We start from the raw sequence: 18232 nt of genomic DNA, 5'->3' as shown, positions 1-18232 counted from the left end.
GTTGATCTTTGGTGGAGTATCCTGTGAAGGTGAAGGAGGAGACATCATATGACAGCTAAACGCAATCGGTTTACATTCGTAATAGCTGGCATACGGTTTCGCCTGTCTCCTCAGAGCCATATCGGTCAATCTCATGCCCGTTCTTCTATGGATGCGGGTTTTACTCTGATCGAGATGCTTGTTGTCATCGCCATTCTGGGAATTCTGGTGGGGCTGGCTGCGCCGGCTGTGCTGCGCCAACTGGGGGGGGCTCGCCAGTCTGTGGCAAGGCAGGCCGTGCAACGGATTGGCTCAGTGCTCGATCTGTACCGGTTGGATATGGGTAATTATCCTTCGACATCTGACGGGCTGGGCGCTCTTGTGAACCGGCCGGCAACGGATGCCGATGCGTGGAATGGCCCCTATCTCAAGGATCGCAGATTGCCACAGGATCCCTGGAATCATCCATTCCTGTATCGGTCACCTTCAGCTCGGGAGGAAATGCCGTATGATCTGTGTTCTCGCGGTGAGAAGAATGTGCCGGGTGATGTGCCTGCGCCGGGCATGATCTGTAACGAATGACACGGCATCAGAGGCGGATCTTCGCCTGTTTCAGCGCCCTTTAACAACCCGTTCGGCAGCACGGGATAGTGGCACCCGGCGCCAGTCCAGCATCGTCACAATACCTTTGTCCGGATTCAGCTGAACTGTTGCCACCCGTGCAGCGGCTTCCTGCCCATCAGCTTTCCGGACAATCAGTACGGCGACAGTCACGGCGATATGGTCACTGCTGCGTATATCGGTGGGGCTGGAGGCTGGGGGAAGCCTGATCCCATCCTCCTTCGTGGCACGGAGCAGCGCATGCATGACCAGCGGATCAGATGCCCCGGTATCCGGTATATCAGGCTGATAGAGAGACAGATGAGGTCGCAATCGGTCCAGCAGGGCAGGACTCATTCCAGGTACTGACAACAGGCTGTCCAGTGACGTGAAATAGTGGCCCGGTACGGCTTCCATCGGGCTGGAGGAAGCAAGACGGGCCAGCTCCGCCTGTTCCTCCGTTGTCATCAGGGCTGGGGGAGTGCGCCAGAGCACAGTATTGCGGGCCACGATCGCTGCCGTGGCTGACCGTATTCCTGTTGCCTCCATCAGATATTGCAGAGCCAGCAGGGAGGCCGTGTTGGGGTTTATTTTATCCTTGTCCGGCTCGACCCGGATAACCGCCTGAGCATCAGGCAGTGCCCAGCGATACAGGGCAGCCTTGATTGGCCACTGACCGGCGGCAAGACGAAAGATGGCGTCCTGCACGGCCCCGTCTGCTTCCGCATCGGCCTGCTCCGCGGCCACCAGAGCCGTAGAGAGTCGCAATTCACTTTGACCGGTGGCAACAATACGGCTGCTGATGATCGTCAGCGGCACAATGCCCCACAACACAATCAGCAATGCAAAGCCGCGATCCCGGCCTGATCTGATCAAGCCCTTTCCTGTCCGATCTTTTCGAAGCTGCTTCAGCGTTCAAGCCCCAGAGAGCGTCTTACATGGCGGTTGGGATCGGCGGAGCCGGTAGGGCGCAGATGATTCAGCTCCTGTGGCACAAGCGCGGCATCACGCAGATTTTGCCTCAGATCTTCGGTCAGGGCGCGCGCATCCCGCTGGTCATGAATGACATGCGGCGTGACCAGAATCAGAAGTTCGGTACGGCTACGATTATTATTCTGCTGCCCGAACACACTGCCGAGTACCGGCACGTCTTTCAGGAATGGCACACCGCCATTGGCGCGGGAGTTATTGTCGCGGATCAACCCTGCCAGCCCGATAGTTTGTCCATCCTGCACCACGACACGAGACTGCACGCTGCGTTGCTGGAAAGCCGGGGAAGAAATGCCGTTGGTGTTGATACTGGTATCAACATCGCTGACTTCCTGTGAAATATCGAGCGTGACCAGACCGCTGTTATTGACGCGTGGCGTTACGTTCAGGATCACGCCGGTCTGTTGATAGCTGACCGCGTTGATGATGGCTGACTGCCCGATCGTCGCCTGCGATTGTGCTGTCAGATAAGGCACCAGCGCCCCCACCTGAAGCCTTGCAGGCTCGTTATCCAGCACCATCAGCTCCGGCGAGGAGAGAACCTGCACTTTGGTAACGGATTGCAGCAGCGTCATGGCCAGTTGGGAGCTGCTGCTGCCGGTCAGCAGGAAGCCATTGGAAAATCCCGGTATCGCTGCGGCAAGGAGACCGCCGGTACTGGCGGTCGCGGCTGTTGCTGCCGCGGTTTGCATGGCGCTGTTGAGGCCACCTTCACGGAAGAAGAACTGTGTGCCGTATCGCAGGGTATCGTTCAGCGCGACTTCGGCAATAATAGCGTCAATCCGCACCTGAAGTGGCAGAATGTCGATTTTACGGAGCATGGTCTCAATCGGGCCATACTCGCTTTCCGTTGCGAAGATCAGGACGGCGTTATTCTGCATATTGGGTACGATACGCAGCGCATTGGGATCGGTGCCCGCATCATCCATACTGCCGGCGGAGCCACCGCCTGCACCGGTCAGGGGGCCAAGCAGGGGATTGCTGCTCTGTGAGGCGTCACCTGTATTGCTGCCAGCCTGCGGCAATCCGCCATTGCCGCTGGAGGTGAGGGAGGAGGTTCCGCCTGTCCCGCCGCCATTGAGTCCTCCTATCCCTCCCTGTGCGGCGGAGGATTGTGACTGGCCCGCGGGACGTGTGGTGTTGCGTGGTGTTGGCTGGGCGGTCACGCGCCCCGGCGTGAAGGCCTGTTGAAGGACATAGGCGACATCGTTGCTGCGGCCATTCTGAAGGTAATAGACGTGCCAGCTTCGGGTTGACTGCCGCCGCCTTTGTCCGACCATCGTGTCGATCCGTCGCAGATCCTCGATCTGTCTTGCGCTGCGGGCGACGGCCAGAACGGCATTGATCCGGTCCATCGGCAATATCCGCACCACTCCTGCCAGTGCGCCTCCCTGCTGACTGGAGGCTGCGGTCTGAAGAGCCTGTGCGTATTCCTTGGCGCCTCCGGCATCGGCCGGGAAAAGGGCAAAGGACTGCCCGGCCAGCATATCCACATCGAAAGCCTGGATCAGTCCGATCATGACCTCCCGCGCCTGCGGGTCGCCGGAAACCACCGCGGCATTCCGCCCGGCATCGGCTGCGATTTTTGTGCCGTTCTGCGCATAAGGCTGCAATGTTTTGGCCAGTTGTTCGGCCGAGGCATAGCGGAGAGGAACGATGGTTGCACCGCCATTCAGAACCGCTTCTCCGTTTTGTCCGGCAGAGGCCGTGATGCCAGCGGCGGCACCAATCGGCAGAACACGATACAGTCCTTCTGTCTGTACGACGGTGGCACCGTTCTGATTCAGCAGAACCTGAAGTGTCGGCAATAGCGCGGTAGCACTCAGTGGCTGCGATGTATGAAAGGTCGCCGTGCCATGGACAGATGGGTCAATGGTGTAGTTGACCTTGAGCAGGCCACCCAGAATCTGGGCACTGACATCACGAATATCTGTATCGGTAAAGTTGAGCGTGATGTTGTTTCCGCCTGCCTCGGCCATATGACTTGCTGAAGCCGAGTCAGACTGAACAGGAACCCTTCCATAGCTGACCTGTCCCTTCGGTGGCAGGCTTGGGGCCAGTGTGGTGTTAACCTGCCGTGCAGCAATGCCCGCATCATGAGAAAGCGGCGCAAGAGACTCAAGCTGAAGTGGTTCATCCTTGCCACAACTGGCAAGAAGCAAAGGCAGGCACAGGCAAAAGGCCTGCATGGATATAGTGGCCGAAAGAGGAAGGGCGCGTGAGTAAAAGCGCTGATCCGTGCGTGTCATAAAGATCCCGGCGGTTACCTCAGGGGCCGGTTCATGAAGACCGTCGGGAAACCGCCACTGATTCAAGGTAATGCGTCAAATTGATTAATCATTCATCGTATATCATAAGACTATTACCAATAGTCGGTTGGGCGGACAAGCAGCTTCTTTCCCCCTCTGTGGCGGATATTTTTTGTGGTCTCTGTCACATGGTATAAGCCAGATATGGCTTATGCCATGTCAGGTGCTCGGAGGACTGCGCTGGCGGGTAACCGCGATAGTGGTAGATGTCATTGCGTTATCGGCAAAGTGATTGAGCAGCACTAGAGAGTCATAGGATTAGTCGCATTCTGCGAGAGTGCAGTTGCATATCAATGCATCCAATGTTTTCTGTGAACTACTCCATGCCCGGAATCATTTTATAATGCTGAAATTCTTTCCGGCCATGGAGCGCTGAGACTAGCTGCTGACACAGTAGAGTCTTGAGGGAGCCATTTTTTATTGCGTCGGTGGCTCCCTCATTAAGAATGGTTTTGATAATGTTTCCAAATGATGGTCGTAATTTTTGTCAGGCGACGGCTGAACTACGCTGACGGGTGACGGTAATAGCGGTGGATGTCATTGCGTTGTCGGCGAAGTCATTCAGCAGCACTAAAGGCTGGCGAGGCTGGAAACGTCCGCCAGCTATGCCTCTGACCCAGCCGAGCGTAGCGGCATCAAAGACCGGCTTTGTCGCCAGTAGCGGAGAAGATGCATCGCCATCCCCCAGAATAGCTGCGGCCGCGCCGGATTTCGTGCCAGTGGCGGTACCCTGAAGCTGAAGCACGGTATAGTCCGCCCCGGACTGTCCGCCTGCATTCATATTATTGAGCGCACCCAGAATAGAACCAGGGCAGGTGGTCGTATAAGCACCATCGCTGTAGGAATCATATCGATTGACGGTTCGGTAGGAGCCGCTTTGATACAATACGATCAGGCGCTTGTTGGCCGAGATCAGGGAAGCATAGGAAGAGCCGAACGCAGTTTTATCACCGCTCTTGATTCCCGCCCCATATTGCGACAATGCGGAAGACATGGCGGCATCCAGTGTTCCCTGTGAAGGGATCATGGCATCGTTATAGATACCCTGTGAATTGATGTGCAGGACTACGATTTCAGAGGGATTGGCTTTCAGCCAGTTCAGAACATCTGCAAGGAAGGTGGTGTAGGAACCGCCCGGGATCATGTTATGCTGATGGAACAGGCCCAGTGCTTGTTCTGACGCGCCTGCCGGAAAAATATAGCCGGGACGGAAATCGAAATAGCGGACCCCCAAATTCAGCATTGTGGCCGTGTCATCTTTTTGTGTGAGGGCCAGGTTGCGGATCACACGTGACAGGGTGCTTTGGGGCAGGGCGCGCAGGAAAGCGGTGCCTCCAAGACTGAGCAATTGACGACCAGCTGCAGAAACATTGTTCAACAGAGAATTCAGCAGAGCATCCAGACGACGGCTATTGGCAAACAGATCACCAAGACGAGGCAACCCATTCATGCCGGCATCATGAGCACCGGGCAGCACAAATACACCGAAAGGCTGTGAAGCAAGGCGTGGTGTGGCGCTTACCAGATCCCCCATCCACGTATTATAACGATCTGTCAGATACATGTAGAACTGATATGCATTCGTCAGATCGTTGCAGGCAGGGGCGGAAATGCCACCGTCGAATGCATTCAGAATCGTGTCGCTGATGGCCGCATTGTAAAAACCGTAGCTGAGGCTGAAATTGCCGCCTGTGATTGACCGCTGGGAGGCCAGCATGGATCCCAGATCGGTGCTGCTCAGGCGGTCCCCGAACGGAGCGATTTCTGTATTGCTGCGCTTGATCTGGTTGCCGGCAATCTGTGCGAACCAGTTGACCGATTTCGTCTGGAAGGCTGCGGTCAGTCCCGTTACGCTGAGCTGAGCGTTACGGATATCGAATACACCGGGATTTTGATTGGTATAATTTTGCGTTCCTGCATTCACGCCGATGGTCCGGAATGCTGAAGACAGGGCGGAATCCAGAAAAGTCGTGATCTGGGCGTTGACGGTATAGGTAGGATAAAAAATGGATCTGAACCAGCTGCTAAAGCTCCATGCATCGGCTTCCTCAGCGATGGCCAGCCCGGCGACAGAAGCTGCTGTTCCCCCCGCGATGCCTTTGAGCAGATTACGCTTTGTTATGGATGTGGGGGTGGAATGATAATTGTTCATGCGATACATCCATTACAAAGTTAATTTATCATTAATATTTTGAATTATTAATGATCGAAATAAAAATGAAAACTATTCTATTCAGGAACGTAAAATTTTTCTTTTGGATTTTCAATAAAATTTTTAGAAGCCCTATTTTAGGGGCGTTTTTTGTTGTGTAAATCCAGGGTTATCACTGGCCGGTCCGCTGTGTTCCAAGTAATTGCCGTCGCATGGCATCGATGATGGCCTGTGAGGGTTGTTCATCCGGCTGTGACATGTGGATCTGGTCTGACGGGGAGGATTGCAGGTCGGTCGTGGTGCTTTGCGAGGGAATGGCGGCCGCGTTATTGGCCGCACGCTGCGGGTGTAATGTTATGATTCCCTCCGGCCCATTCAGCGTGACTGTTCCGGCTTCGATGCCGGTCACTGTATAGCCTTCAATGCTCTCTCCTGCGCCGATGGCGATGGAGTGAGGTTCTCCCGCGAAAATTGCCTTGCGATCACCTGGACCGGTGATAATGCCGGTCAGACGAGGCAAACCTATGTGACCCATTTCCGAGACTGGTGCCGGGCGTCGCCGTGGTGCGAACAGGGGCCGTGCAAGAATGACTTTGACTGCTTCCTCTGACGTAAATGCGGGAAGGGGCGGGGTGGCCGGCGTGGTCGTTTTGGCAACAATGTCCTGTTCCCTTCCAACGGGGAACGTGTCTGGTGCAAAAACCACTCTGAAGATGACCCCTATCAGGAGACAGCACAGGAAAAGAGGCAGCAGCAGGCGGCTGATTGTCATGGAGGGGCCTGATGGGAGGAGGGGACAACAGCCAGTGCGGACACGGTCATGGTCATGTCGATGGGGGGTGAATATCCGACGTCTGCAGGCTTGATCGCACCGGCAACGGAAGCATGCATCTGTATCTCATCGGCAATGATCTGTGGGGAAGCCTCTCCAAGGCCCGCAATCAAGGCGATGATGGCGGGCCAACTCCCCCGTACGGAGAGGCGGAGGCTGATTTTCCGGTACGCGCCGAGAGTGTCGGAGGGCAGTGTTTCCACGCTGAGCAGGGAAACACCAGTTTGTTGGCTGAGCGCCCGCAGGGTTTCCTGAATCTGGGCGGCATTGGCCGCATCGTTGGGGCTTTGCAGAAAAATGGTGTTCGCTGCATCCCCCCGCTGCATGAGCGTGCGGGTTTGTTGCAGGGCGGGTAGGGATGCAACAGCTCCCTGCATATGCGCCAGCAGCGTGGTACGATCCTCGATCTTGTACTGTCGTGCTGCGTACCAGCCCAGCAGCGGCGCAATGATGCCCAACCATGTCCCGCCCACAGCCAGCAGGGCAAGGCCGAGGGCGCAGAGTTGCCCTGTCCGGCCGGTGGGAAGTTGAAGGCTGTCATTTGTTCCGGTCTGGGACAGCAAACGTCTGATCATGGTCTGGCCTCCGGTCGTATATCCAGTCGGATGGCGAACAGGTCGGTTTTCTCATCCGGACTACGCATCACCGGAGCGGTAAAGGCCGCGTTGTTGATGGAAGGATTGTTGCTGAAGGATTCCATCAATCGGGCGGCTGCTCCTGACTGGCCGCTGATGGTGACGGCGCGGCGGGACAGGGTCAGATCGCTGATGAAACTGTCATCCGGCAGGGCATCGGTCAGAACTTTCAGCATGCCCAGTATATCTCCGCTGCGCCCGCCTCCTGCGGCCAGAGCGGCCTGCTTTGCCTGTTCCGCGGTATTAAGACGGCGCAGGGCAGAGGCTTTCTGTGCCTCCGGCTTGACGCGGGCGATGGTCTCATCCAGCCGCCCCAGTGTCATCGATTGATGGATGAAAGGGGTTGCCACCGTGAGGATCAGCAGGGCGCCACATCCTGCCCATGCCCATCGTGCCGCAAGTGCATAACGCCCCCTGTTCCGCTCCGGAATGCCGGCATTCCGGAGCGGAAACAGGATTGTTTCCGCCTCCACCTGACGGGGGAAGAAGCCAAGGCCACTCAGCCACGACAGATGCGGTGGCAGCCAGGAGGAGGGGAGCAGATGCAGACGGATTGTCAGTTTCTGTTGTGTCTGATCGCGTGACAGAATGTCGTAGGTCCACAACACAGTATCGGATGTAAAGGGCGTCAGGCGGTCCATTTCATGAGCCAGTACGCGGTCGAGCCATTCTTCGGCTGTCATCGACAGGGTTACTGTGCGCATCAGGGGAGATATCCCGACACTGTGCAGAACTGGAGTGGCCCGCCGTTGCCACTGGTCGAGCATACTGCGCAGGGCGGAAAGATCGGCGGCCAATGTCGTACGATAAGTGCCCAGATTCTGCACCCGTGTCCCCCTGATGAGGGACAGGGTGACACGGGGAGAAAGGAGGGGATCATCCTCCTCTTCTACAATGGAAAGACGGAGCAAATTTTCCTGTTGGCCGGCCAGCGCCAGCAGACGTGCCCGGACCCCGGTCGGCAGGCAGGCGGCAAGCTGTGTGCCCCACCATGTGAAAAAAGCGCCGATTTTGTCGGATAACGGCTTCAGAGCCGTCCGGACGGGCGCCAGCAGGCGCGTGATGTGGGATGCTCCCGGAGCAAATGAAATCGTCATGGGCGTTCCGTATCAATACGCGGCGCGATGATCAGAACCTGTTCCTTCTGGGGCAGGGGGCGGCGCAGGCTCAGGCGGATCAGGGATGGAATGGCAGGACCGTCCCAGCGGCCGGACCAGTTGCCCTGATCATCCTGATAGGCAATGGCCAGTGTCTGGACCGGTGCCAGCAGCGTGGCCTCCTGCCAGTGTAACGCATGCCGTGGGGGGCCGTTGATATGGCGTGCCCAGCGCAGGGTCAGCGCGTTATCCCGCACCAGCAGAACCATGTCGGCAAGAGTGGAGTCAGGGCTGGACGGATCATCCTCGCTGCCCGGCATCAGGGCGATGAAGAATAATGTTCGATTGTCCCCGTGCGGCCAGGGAAGGGGATTTCTGTCATCGGTCGGCAGTCCGGGACGCATCGTACGCAGCAGGCTGCGCAGGGCACGATCCGCGCCTTCCAGCGCGGGGCCACCTGCCTGCATCGTATCCTGATGCTGCTGTGCCAGAAAACCGAAACGGGTGCCTTCGGTCAGCCCCACGATCAGAAAGCCCAGCACCACGAGTGCCACCAGAACTTCCAGCAGTGTAAATCCCGCGTCCTCTGGCCTTCGATCGCCTGATTGCATCATCGCACCCCAGCCATTTGCCGGGTCACCAATGTAACGAGGGGCGGCACCCCATCTGTGCTGCCGGCTGAGGAGGACCAGACCGAGACGGTGATTTCCGACAGCCACAGTGGCATTTGCAATCTCGGTGCCTGCATCAGCGGTCTCACCATGACACGCCAGTGCATGGCGTTACGGTCATCACCGTTCCATGTATGGGCACGGGCCAGCATTGCTGGCGCGACATGGATCGTCTCATCCAGATGATTGCGCGCCACGACCAGAGCCTGCCTCATTTCCTCCGCCCGCCGGGCTGAGCGCAGGCCGATCAGGCTGCCATCGAAAATTTCACTGAGCGCCAGAGCCAGAATGATGAAAGCAATCAGCGTTTCCAGCAGGGTGAACCCGCTCTCATGCCTTATGTCGCGTCCAGGAGTGGAGACATTACGGGACGACATTGACAGCGCCGGTCAATGGATTGGTCCGTACGTTGATAGAGGTATGCCCGGCACTGACGACAAGGCCGTCACCCTTCGCCCCGCCATGAGGCAGAAACAGCAATGTGACTTGTGTATCATCACCCTGCTGTGCTGCTTCATTGTCCCGCGAGGGGCGATGAAGTGTGACGCCCCGCAACTGGACGGGCATGGCGTTGTCCCGCTGCAGCGTGGCATAGTCCAGGTCGGCGGTGACCCTTACTGTATGACCTGACCAGATCGCCTGACTGCGGGCGAGACGGAATTCGATGGCGATGGCGCGTGCCGCATCCCGGGCTTTCAGCCCATCCGGTGTCCGTGCGCCGTATAGCAGGGCAATCCCCGTTCCCACGCCGAGAATGGCCAGCACCACCAGCATTTCCAGCAGGGTAAATCCGGCCTCCCGATGGGTTAAAGGGGAGCTCTGCTTTTTCATTGCGAGGCCAGATCGTTCAGGCTGAGCATCGCCATCAGCACGGAGCTGACAATTCCGGCGACCATTGCCCCCATGGCAACGGTGATGGAGGGTGTGACCAGCGACACGGCCCGCTGCATCCGGATGCGGAACGTATCTTCATGAATATCGGCAGCGCGCAGACAGAGCGGGCCGAGCCGGGCGCTTTCTTCCCCCAGTCGCAGCAGAGCAATGGTGCGGGCCGGGAACACATTCTGTTCAGCGAGAGCATTGGCGAAGGAGCCACCCTCACTGGCATTCTGCGCCGCCAGTCGCACAGCATCGACGGCAGCGCGGTTGCCAAGGGTTTCACGAGCGATCCCGAGCGCATTGATCAGTGGCACGCCATTGACCAGCAGGCTGCCGAGCGTGCGTGTCAGCCTTGCGGCCAGCAATTCCCGCCAGATAGCCCCGACCAGCGGCAGGCGCAGGCTGAACCGATCCGCAGCCAGACGCGGCCCGTCCCGTCGCAGCAGCCACCACATCCCTGCCAGCACGCCAAGCATGAGCACCAGTACTGTCGGCAGCCAGACGGACAGATTGCGGCTCAGCCCAAGCAGGAAGCGGGTCGAGGCCGGCATCGCTGCCATGTTCTGCTCAAACAGAGGGGCGAATTCCGGCAGTACCTGTGTCAGCAGCAGCAGGACGGCACCGGTTGCGGTGACCAGCAGCAGTGCAGGGTAGATCAGGGCAGAGACCAGTGCGGCATTCATGGTCTGTTGTCGTTCCAGATAGGCTGCCAGCCGGTCCAGCGTGGCGGCCAGACTGCCCCCGGCCTCTCCGGCGCGGACCATACCGGTATAAAGGGGGGAAAACGCGCGCGGATGCTCAGCCATGGCATCAGCCAGTGGGCTGCCATCCCGCACCCGGTTCCGGACGGCCTCGATCAGGCGGACGGACTCCCGCCGCGCGCTGTGTGCTCCAACGAAGCGAAGCGCACGGTCCAGATCCTGTCCTGTTTCCAGCATGATGGAGAGTTCACGGGTGATGCGGGTCAATTCCGCCTGCTTCATTCCGGTAATCGGACGACGCAGGCGTTGCATCAGCGTGTTCAGCCTCAGTGGCGCAACTTCAAGCGGTACAAGGTCTCGCCCATGGAGAGCTGTTTCGGCATCAGGCACGCTGGCGGCATACAGGATTCCCTGTGTGATCTCCCCGGTTGTGGACAGGGCGGTGAAGCGGAAGGCTGTGCCCCCTGTAGGGCTTCCTGAATAATGTGCGGACTCACTCATAACGCGTCCTCACCATGGTGCAGGCAGCGTGTGATTTCCTCCAGCGAGGTTTCTCCGGCCAGCACGGCATCCAGCCCGGCCTCGAACATGGTGTGCATGCCGGCGGCGCGGGCGGCTTCCTCGACCTCGGCCTCGCCGGCGCGGGCATAGATCAGGCGGTCAATTGCAGCATCTGGTTCCAGAAACTCCGCAATGGCCATACGACCGCGATAGCCGGTCTGGCGGCAGGCCGGGCAGCCGACGGGGTGCCATAAATGGGGCGTCTGCCCGGCGGGAACATGCTGGTCCAGTCGGAAACGCTCGATCAGCGCTGATGGGGCCGGGGCTGATGTCTTGCAGGCGGGGCAGAGCACGCGCACCAGACGTTGGGCCAGCACGCCGCGCAGCACGGCGGTCAGCAGGTAATCTTCCAGCCCCATATCACGCAGCCGGGTTATGGTTGCGGCGGCGGAATTGGTGTGCAGGGTGGACAGCACCAGATGCCCGGTCAGTGCGGCCTGCGCCGCGATCTGAGCGGTTTCGAGATCGCGCACCTCGCCGACCATGATGACATCGGGATCTTGCCGCAGGATGGCACGCAGCAAGGCCGCGAAACTCAGGCCGATCTGGGGCTTCACCTGTATCTGGTTGATCCCGCGGAGCTGATATTCCACCGGATCCTCGATGGTGACGATCTTGCGGGTCGGGCTGTTGAGACTGTTCAGCCCGGCATAAAGCGTGGTGGTCTTGCCGCTGCCGGTGGGGCCGGTGACCAGAACGATGCCATTCGGCATGGCCAGACAACGTTCCAGCTTTTCCCGCACCGCAGCGCGCAGCCCCAGACGGTCGAATTCGAAAGCGACGGCACTGCGATCCAGAATACGCATCACCACTGTTTCGCCATACAGGGAAGGCACAGTGGAGACACGGAAATCGACCTCCTGCCCGCGTACGGCCAGTTTCAGCCGCCCGTCCTGTGGCAGTCTGCGCTCGGCGATGTCCAGCCGGGCCATGATCTTGATGCGGGAGGTGATCGCCGCCGCGGAGCCGCCGCGCGCGGAGACGCCTTCCGCCTCATGCAGCACGCCGTCATAGCGATAGCGGATTGCAATCCGGTCTTCGAATGGCTCGATATGGATGTCGCTGGCGCCGGTTTCGACTGCCCGGCTGATGATCTGGTTGACCAGCCTGATCACTGGGGCATCGCTGGACAGATCGCGCAGTCTTTCCGTATCGTCGGCCCGGCCGTCACCGTTTGGTTCCGTCTCGTTACCGCTATCCTGAAGTGTGTCTGTTTCAGGATAAAGACGTTGCAGCGCGGTCTCCACCATGATCGGCACTGCGACACCTATGCGCACCGGCCGGCCCAGCGCCGCTGCCACGGAGTCGCATGCAAACTGATCCAGCGGATCAGCCATGGCGAGGGTCACCGTGCCGTCCGTTGCGATAGAAACCGGTAGAATGCGGGAGCTATGCAGGAAACGCTGCGGCAGCGTTCCGGCAAAAAGCGGAGTATCAGGAAAATCAGCTTCCCGAAGCAGGGGAGCATTCAGCAGGGCCGCATAAGCCTCGGCCAGATCGCGTTCGGTTATCAGACCGAGACGCTGCATCACGATGTCGCGCCGCTCCCCGGTTTCGCGCGCCAGAGAGGTGGCACGGCTGACTGATGCGGAATCGCAATGGCCGAGTGACAGAAGAAGACTGGTCAGGCGATCCTGTATCGCGCCGGTATCGGATAGACCGGCATCGGACTGCCTGAACACCTGAGCCGTATCATGTTGCATGGTCATATCCGGATTCTGCGTCTGTGCAGAAAAACATCAGCGCCGAGCGTAGGGGGGGCTGTCAATTCAGAGTTATGCGCCCCCTGTTCAATAAACGCGATGATTGCTGAAGCTGGTCATTGAGTCGAGGCAGAACCAGTGCCTGATGCATAAAGATCGATCAGAATCCTTTTCCCGCGCGAGTAATTATATCCTGCAATGGAATATCGCAGATCGGGGCTGAGCCCCTGTGCGGTGGCTGCGGCGAGGAAGGCGTTCCCATCCGGGCGGGCGATGGCGGCAATGGCCTGTTTGTGTTGCGCCAGCCAGGCGGCGGCGCTGGCGGCATCGGGAGCAAAAAACGTGTCGGTTCCAGCCAGGAATCGTAAGCTTGGCTCGTTATAGCCTGCGGTCACCAGATCGAGGGGCGTCTGTGCCCCGTAAAGCTCTGCTGTTTCGATCCGGGCGGCCTGAGTGATGGCCGGGCTGAGCCAGAGGGCGCGCAGGGAAGGCAATTCCAGTCCCAGCATGCTCCAGCCGACCAGCGGCGCGCAGATCAGCAGCAGGCGGATAGTGCGATAGGGTGTCGTGTCACGCTGACGGCGCGGCAGCAGGCCAGTGCCCAGCACCAGCAGCATGACCATGGTGAGGAAAGCAGGGATGCCCAGCAGATCCTGCCAGTGCAGTCCCGGCATGATGACGAAGGGCAGGGCGATCGCGGCCCCCCCGAGCAACAGGCAGGAGAGCGCGAACAGGATTTTTGCCAGCCATTGCATCCAGCGCGGCACTGCCAGCGTCTCCGCCATGGCTTTGCCGCCCAGCAGGGCGAGGGCAGGCAGCATGGGCAGGATATAATGCGGCAGTTTGGTCGGTACGGCCTCAAAAACGATCCATGACGGGATGATCCAGGCCAGCAGGAAGCGCATCACCGGTTCTGACCGGTGACGCCATGATGTCGGCAGGGCCTGAAGCACCACCAGTGATCCGGGAAACAGGGTGATGATCAGCAGCAGCAGATGAAGCCCGGGTGGCGCGCCATGGCTGTCATCGCCGCTGCGCACTTTGCTGGCCAGTTCTCCGCCAATCGCCTGCGCAAAGAACTGCCCGTGACTGGCAATACCGATGGCGATGAACCATGGCAGGATCAGTGCGATGGCCAGCGGCAGCCCCCAGCGCCAGCGCAGCGCGGCAAGCCAGCGCGTCTGCCCCGGCATGCGGCGATCGGTGATCAGCAGGGTCAGCACGGTCAGGGCGCTGACCATCGGGGTGATCGGTCCCTTGATCAGAATCCCCGCCGCCATGGCGATCCAGAACAGGGCGGCCTGAACCGGTCCGAATCTGGTATCCTGATCGCCTTGTCTGGCCACCAGATAGGCACGTCCGAGCAGCCCTTGCGCAGCGAGTGTCGCGGCCAGCAGGGCGGCATCGGTTTTCGCCATATGCGTCTCGACCAGCAGAATGACCGAGGCGCCCAGAATCCACGCGCCGAGGAAAGCCGCCTTTCGCCCGACCAGCCTGATGCCGAAGCCGTATGTCATCCATACGGCCAGTAATCCGCCCAGCAGGGAGGGAAGGCGGTAGGGCCAGATCGGATTTTCCTGCGCCAGCCCGGCCTGTTGAGCAGCTTTCGCAAAGGGCACCTGAAGCCAGTAAATGCCGATCGGCTTGCGGTTACGCGGCTCGGTGCCGTTCATGATGGTGACGTAATCACCGGTTTCGATCATCTGCCGGCTGGCCTGTGCAAAGCGGCTTTCGTCGCGGTCGGACGGGGGCAGGGTGAAAAAACCCGGTATCCACGCGATCAGGCAGAACAGGGTCAGGAACAGGATCTGGCGCATAGGCTATGGATTACCACACCTGCCAAGCCGCACCACCCCGAAGGGGCCTGCGATAAAGGGGTGCGATAAGGGGCATGCGTATCGCGTGCTTGCCGGGGAGGGCGGAGCCGCGCAAAAAGCCGGGATGACAATTCGTTCCCATTCCTCCACCCGCCGCCCGTCGGCTCCCCCGGTTGCTATGGACCCGACCAGAGATGCTGCCTGCCGCCTGTTGAATGGGGTGCTGGAGCAGCACCGTTCGCTGGAAGAGGCGCTGAATGCCCTGCCGCCGATGGAGCCGCGCGACCGTGCTGCCGCCCATCGTCTGGCGGCGACGGCGCTGCGCCGCCTTGGCACCATCGATGCCGTGCTGGAGCCGTTTTTAAGACGGGAGCCGCCTGCTCCGGTGCGGGATATCCTGCGTCTGGGCGCAGCCGGGTTGCTGTTTCTGGATACGCCCCCCCATGCGGCGGTCGGTACCGCGGTTGATCTGGCGCGTCAGTTGCGGCTTGCACCTTTCACCGGCCTGATCAATGCGGTGCTGCGCAAGGTGGCAACGGGTGGGCAGGAGATGCTGGACGGGCTGGACTCTCCCCGGCTGGATACGCCCGGATGGCTGTGGATCGCATGGGGCCGCGATGCCCGCGCCATTGCCCTGGCGCATCAGACGGAGGCTCCGCTCGATCTGACATTGCGTCCCGGAACCAGGCCACCTGCCGAGGCGGTTTTGCTCCCGAACGGTACAGCAAGGCTGCCCGCCGGTACCCGCGTCAACGCCCTGCCGGGCTTTGAGGAGGGAGCATTCTGGGTTCAGGATGCGGCTGCTTCCTTGCCAGCGCGCCTGCTGGCGGCGCGTGCAGGAGAGAAGATCGTCGATCTGTGCGCTGCACCGGGTGGCAAGACCGCGCAACTCGCCATGGCTGGGGCGGAGGTGATCGCGGTAGAGCGTGAAGCCGCGCGCGTGCCGCGCCTGCGCGAAAACCTCGCCCGTCTGCGTCTGGATGTGCAGGTGGCTGTGGCCGACGCGGCGGAATGGAGGCCGCCAGCCGGTTTCGTGCCGGATGCTATCCTGCTGGATGCGCCATGCAGCGCCACCGGAACTATCCGCCGCCATCCTGATGTGCCGCATCTGAAGCGTCAGCGGGATGTCACCGCGCTGACGATGCAACAGGACCGACTGCTGGCCGCCGCGCTCTCCATGCTGCGTCCTGGTGGTCGCCTGATCTATGCGGTCTGTTCCATGCAGCCGGAAGAAGGCCGCCAAAGGATCGAGCATGCGCTGAAGACGCTTCCTTCCGTGACTTTGGCGCCCTTCACGGTGGAGGAACTGGCCTTCCTGCCGCAGGCGCGCACGGCGGAAGGATATCTGCGCACCCATCCGGGGCTTGCATTTGCCGGACTGGAAGGCTCACCCCCGATAACAGGGATGGACGGTTTTTTTGCTGCACGCCTGATGGTGCGATAAGGACCCGGATCGGTCAGCGAGGGCACGTGGTGGAAAGATCAAACTTTACGCAGGTCCAAACCGGTCAGTTGTATTGATGGCACTGCCGTCGTTACAAACACATATGCGCGCCAGTCACCGATTCGAATCGATTTCATGAGTCCGCCTCCTCCAGCTTCCCGATGGGTCAGAGGTGCGCGCCGTGCGGCGGCTCGGCTGCCGACATTGCGGCTGAGCCGGGCTCCGGATGCACCGCTTGTCACGGTCCGCGATCTGTGGCCGGGCGATGCCACACGCGGGGCAAGATTGCTGCGGGGCGAATACGAACATTCCGGCATGATCCGCAGCCTTCAGCCTGGCGCATGGGGGGATAGCTCCGGCACGGCCGAACTGCGGGCAGCCATTCACGGATTCTCCTGGCTCCGGGATCTTCGTGCGCTCGGTACCGATGGTGCGCGTCTGAAGGCGCGGAGCATGGTGGCTGACTGGATTGGCGCTTCCTCGCTCGACAGCGTTGCCACGCGCCCTGATGTAACAGGGGCCAGAGTGATGGCCTGGTTGGGGCATTACGATTTTTTTGCGGCTTCTGCTGATGACAATTTCCGTCAGCGCATGATGGCGCGGCTGGTGACGGATGCGCGGGCGCTGGCGTTTGAAATCCCCCCGGAAACTGCCGATGCACGCGCCTTGACCGTGTTAAAGGGGCTGCTTGCCGCTGCAATCGCGCTGCCGGACAAGGAGAGCTATCTGGCACGGGTGCTGAAATGGCTGCCGAAGGAGCTGGACCGTCAGATTCTGCCCGATGGCAGCCATGTCGAGCGTTCTCCATCCGCGCATTACGCCGCGTTGCGTGATCTGGTGGAAATGCGTGGATTGCTGCAAAGCGCACGGGTGCCGGTGCCGAATGTGCTGCTGCTGGCGATCGAGCGTCTGGGACCGGCCTTGCGGGTGCTGCGGCATGGCGATGGCGGGCTGGCGCTGTTCAATGGCAGCCGGGAAGATAATGCCAGTCTGATTGATCTGGTGCTGGCGCAGGCCGGGCGAGGTGCGCGGGCGACCCATGACATGCAGCATGGCGGTTGGCAGAGGCTTCAGGCCGGGCGCTCGGTCGTTATCGTCGATACCGGTCTGCCGGCGCGGCGGGGGCTGGACCGTAATGCGCATGCGGGCACGCTGGCCTTTGAATTTTCGTCCGGGCGTGACCGGATTATCACCAATTGCGGCGCTTTGCCCGCAGGTGGCCCGGAATGGCGGGAGGCAACCCGCGCCACCGCCGCTCATTCGACGCTGGTGATGGCCGATACCAGTTCTTCCGAAGTGACCGCGGATGGTCTGGGCCGTCGCCCCTCCCGCGTAACAGCAGAGCGACTGGAGTCCGATGGCGCAATCTGGCTGGAGGCGACCCATGATGGCTGGCGACAAAGCGCCGGGCTGGTGCATCGCCGCCATTTATACATGGCGGCCAGCGGCGATGATGTGCGCGGCGAGGACAGTCTGGAAGGCGGTGAGCCTCGTCCCTATGCCCTGCGTTTCCATCTCCATCCTGCCGTGCATGCGATCCGCGAGACCCAGCCCGTGGAGAGTGCGGCGCCAGAGGCCCGGACGCGCTCTGCCGAACCGGCTCCGGCTGCGGTTGATGGAATGGTGCCGGGTGAGGAGGCGATCACTGAAAAACCGGGCGCCACGTTGCGGGATTCTATTCTGCTGCGTACCTCTCATACCGCATGGCTGATGCAGGTGGAGGGCGGCACCATCACGGTGGAAGAAAGCGTCTACCTCGGAGGTCAGATGCCGAGACAGGCTGAACAGGTCGTGATCTCCGTGCCGCCGGACGGCCCGCGCTGCGTCAAATGGGCCATTACCCGCAAGGCAAAAGAATGAGC

At 60.2% G+C, this 18232-nt stretch carries 15 protein-coding genes; 3 read left to right on the top strand and 12 right to left on the bottom strand.

Annotated elements, in window-relative coordinates; translation table 11 throughout:
* Positions 1 to 48: 48 nt before the first annotated feature.
* Positions 49 to 561, top strand: coding sequence for a type II secretion system major pseudopilin GspG (gene gspG / locus GbCGDNIH8_RS09220; RefSeq protein WP_172822940.1), 513 nt, complete (start codon positions 49 to 51; stop codon positions 559 to 561).
* A 30-nt stretch (positions 562 to 591) separates the two neighbouring features.
* On the opposite strand, the gene GbCGDNIH8_RS09215 is transcribed toward gspG, so the two are convergent.
* The 12 genes from GbCGDNIH8_RS09215 to GbCGDNIH8_RS09160 form a co-directional block, all read right to left on the bottom strand.
* The gene (locus GbCGDNIH8_RS09215; RefSeq protein WP_072572952.1) at positions 592 to 1455 is read right to left on the bottom strand and encodes a type II secretion system protein GspK; all 864 of its coding nucleotides are present in this window, start codon (positions 1453 to 1455) and stop codon (positions 592 to 594) included.
* A gap of 32 nt (positions 1456 to 1487) precedes the next feature.
* Positions 1488 to 3758 (bottom strand): type II secretion system secretin GspD, encoded by a 2271-nt coding sequence (gspD, locus tag GbCGDNIH8_RS09210; protein ID WP_172822939.1) that lies wholly within the window; start codon positions 3756 to 3758, stop codon positions 1488 to 1490.
* A 607-nt stretch (positions 3759 to 4365) separates the two neighbouring features.
* Entirely contained in the window at positions 4366 to 6030 is a 1665-nt protein-coding gene (locus GbCGDNIH8_RS09205) for a phosphatidylinositol-specific phospholipase C domain-containing protein (protein WP_157692613.1), read from the bottom strand.
* A 172-nt stretch (positions 6031 to 6202) separates the two neighbouring features.
* The gene (locus GbCGDNIH8_RS12945) at positions 6203 to 6550 is read right to left on the bottom strand and encodes a hypothetical protein (protein WP_157692612.1); all 348 of its coding nucleotides are present in this window, start codon (positions 6548 to 6550) and stop codon (positions 6203 to 6205) included.
* Positions 6551 to 6798: 248 nt separating this feature from the next.
* The gene (gene gspM, locus GbCGDNIH8_RS09195) at positions 6799 to 7437 is read right to left on the bottom strand and encodes a type II secretion system protein GspM (RefSeq protein ID WP_072572948.1); all 639 of its coding nucleotides are present in this window, start codon (positions 7435 to 7437) and stop codon (positions 6799 to 6801) included.
* The gene (locus GbCGDNIH8_RS09190) at positions 7434 to 8594 is read right to left on the bottom strand and encodes a PilN domain-containing protein (protein WP_072572947.1); all 1161 of its coding nucleotides are present in this window, start codon (positions 8592 to 8594) and stop codon (positions 7434 to 7436) included. The genes gspM and GbCGDNIH8_RS09190 overlap by 4 nt, the downstream gene beginning before the upstream one ends.
* On the bottom strand, positions 8591 to 9208 hold the full coding sequence (locus GbCGDNIH8_RS09185) for a prepilin-type N-terminal cleavage/methylation domain-containing protein (RefSeq protein WP_072572946.1): 618 nt from the start codon (positions 9206 to 9208) through the stop codon (positions 8591 to 8593). The genes GbCGDNIH8_RS09190 and GbCGDNIH8_RS09185 overlap by 4 nt, the downstream gene beginning before the upstream one ends.
* Positions 9205 to 9642, bottom strand: coding sequence for a type IV pilus modification PilV family protein (locus GbCGDNIH8_RS09180; protein ID WP_072572945.1), 438 nt, complete (start codon positions 9640 to 9642; stop codon positions 9205 to 9207). Before GbCGDNIH8_RS09180 ends, GbCGDNIH8_RS09185 begins: the two co-directional genes overlap by 4 nt.
* Entirely contained in the window at positions 9629 to 10096 is a 468-nt protein-coding gene (locus GbCGDNIH8_RS09175) for a pilus assembly FimT family protein (RefSeq protein ID WP_072572944.1), read from the bottom strand. The genes GbCGDNIH8_RS09180 and GbCGDNIH8_RS09175 overlap by 14 nt, the downstream gene beginning before the upstream one ends.
* Positions 10093 to 11346 (bottom strand): type II secretion system F family protein, encoded by a 1254-nt coding sequence (locus tag GbCGDNIH8_RS09170; protein WP_072572943.1) that lies wholly within the window; start codon positions 11344 to 11346, stop codon positions 10093 to 10095. Before GbCGDNIH8_RS09170 ends, GbCGDNIH8_RS09175 begins: the two co-directional genes overlap by 4 nt.
* Positions 11343 to 13115, bottom strand: a complete 1773-nt coding sequence (locus GbCGDNIH8_RS09165) for a GspE/PulE family protein (RefSeq protein ID WP_081368936.1) — start codon at positions 13113 to 13115, stop codon at positions 11343 to 11345. Before GbCGDNIH8_RS09165 ends, GbCGDNIH8_RS09170 begins: the two co-directional genes overlap by 4 nt.
* Positions 13116 to 13225: 110 nt before the next feature.
* Positions 13226 to 14926: an ArnT family glycosyltransferase gene (locus tag GbCGDNIH8_RS09160; RefSeq protein ID WP_072572942.1), complete on the bottom strand. Its 1701-nt coding sequence runs from the start codon at positions 14924 to 14926 to the stop codon at positions 13226 to 13228.
* 124 nt (positions 14927 to 15050) lie between these two features.
* On the opposite strand from GbCGDNIH8_RS09160, the gene GbCGDNIH8_RS09155 reads away from it, so the two are divergent.
* Together GbCGDNIH8_RS09155 and GbCGDNIH8_RS09150 are read left to right on the top strand one after the other, a co-directional pair.
* On the top strand, positions 15051 to 16370 hold the full coding sequence (locus tag GbCGDNIH8_RS09155) for an RsmB/NOP family class I SAM-dependent RNA methyltransferase (RefSeq protein WP_072573772.1): 1320 nt from the start codon (positions 15051 to 15053) through the stop codon (positions 16368 to 16370).
* A gap of 135 nt (positions 16371 to 16505) precedes the next feature.
* On the top strand, positions 16506 to 18230 hold the full coding sequence (locus tag GbCGDNIH8_RS09150; protein ID WP_072572941.1) for a heparinase II/III family protein: 1725 nt from the start codon (positions 16506 to 16508) through the stop codon (positions 18228 to 18230).
* Positions 18231 to 18232: the final 2 nt, after the last annotated feature.

Source organism: Granulibacter bethesdensis (assembly GCF_001889545.1).
GTDB lineage: Bacteria > Pseudomonadota > Alphaproteobacteria > Acetobacterales > Acetobacteraceae > Granulibacter > Granulibacter bethesdensis_B.
The sequence above is the reverse complement of the archived record's forward strand: the minus strand, read 5'-3'. Positions and strand labels throughout refer to the sequence as shown.

What these genes read in the sequence shown, in the direction of transcription:
- GbCGDNIH8_RS09185 (WP_072572946.1), bottom strand. Translation starts at nt 9,208, where the DNA reads ATGATGCAATCAGGCGATCGAAGGCCAGAGGACGCGGGATTTACACTG.
- GbCGDNIH8_RS09190 (WP_072572947.1), bottom strand. Translation starts at nt 8,594, where the DNA reads ATGACGATTTCATTTGCTCCGGGAGCATCCCACATCACGCGCCTGCTG.
- GbCGDNIH8_RS09160 (WP_072572942.1), bottom strand. Translation starts at nt 14,926, where the DNA reads ATGCGCCAGATCCTGTTCCTGACCCTGTTCTGCCTGATCGCGTGGATA.
- GbCGDNIH8_RS09205 (WP_157692613.1), bottom strand. Translation starts at nt 6,030, where the DNA reads ATGAACAATTATCATTCCACCCCCACATCCATAACAAAGCGTAATCTG.
- gspD (WP_172822939.1), bottom strand. Translation starts at nt 3,758, where the DNA reads ATGCAGGCCTTTTGCCTGTGCCTGCCTTTGCTTCTTGCCAGTTGTGGC.
- gspM (WP_072572948.1), bottom strand. Translation starts at nt 7,437, where the DNA reads ATGATCAGACGTTTGCTGTCCCAGACCGGAACAAATGACAGCCTTCAA.
- gspG (WP_172822940.1), top strand. Translation starts at nt 49, where the DNA reads ATGACAGCTAAACGCAATCGGTTTACATTCGTAATAGCTGGCATACGG.
- GbCGDNIH8_RS09150 (WP_072572941.1), top strand. Translation starts at nt 16,506, where the DNA reads ATGAGTCCGCCTCCTCCAGCTTCCCGATGGGTCAGAGGTGCGCGCCGT.
- GbCGDNIH8_RS09165 (WP_081368936.1), bottom strand. Translation starts at nt 13,115, where the DNA reads ATGACCATGCAACATGATACGGCTCAGGTGTTCAGGCAGTCCGATGCC.
- GbCGDNIH8_RS09170 (WP_072572943.1), bottom strand. Translation starts at nt 11,346, where the DNA reads ATGAGTGAGTCCGCACATTATTCAGGAAGCCCTACAGGGGGCACAGCC.
- GbCGDNIH8_RS09180 (WP_072572945.1), bottom strand. Translation starts at nt 9,642, where the DNA reads ATGTCGTCCCGTAATGTCTCCACTCCTGGACGCGACATAAGGCATGAG.
- GbCGDNIH8_RS09175 (WP_072572944.1), bottom strand. Translation starts at nt 10,096, where the DNA reads ATGAAAAAGCAGAGCTCCCCTTTAACCCATCGGGAGGCCGGATTTACC.
- GbCGDNIH8_RS09155 (WP_072573772.1), top strand. Translation starts at nt 15,051, where the DNA reads ATGACAATTCGTTCCCATTCCTCCACCCGCCGCCCGTCGGCTCCCCCG.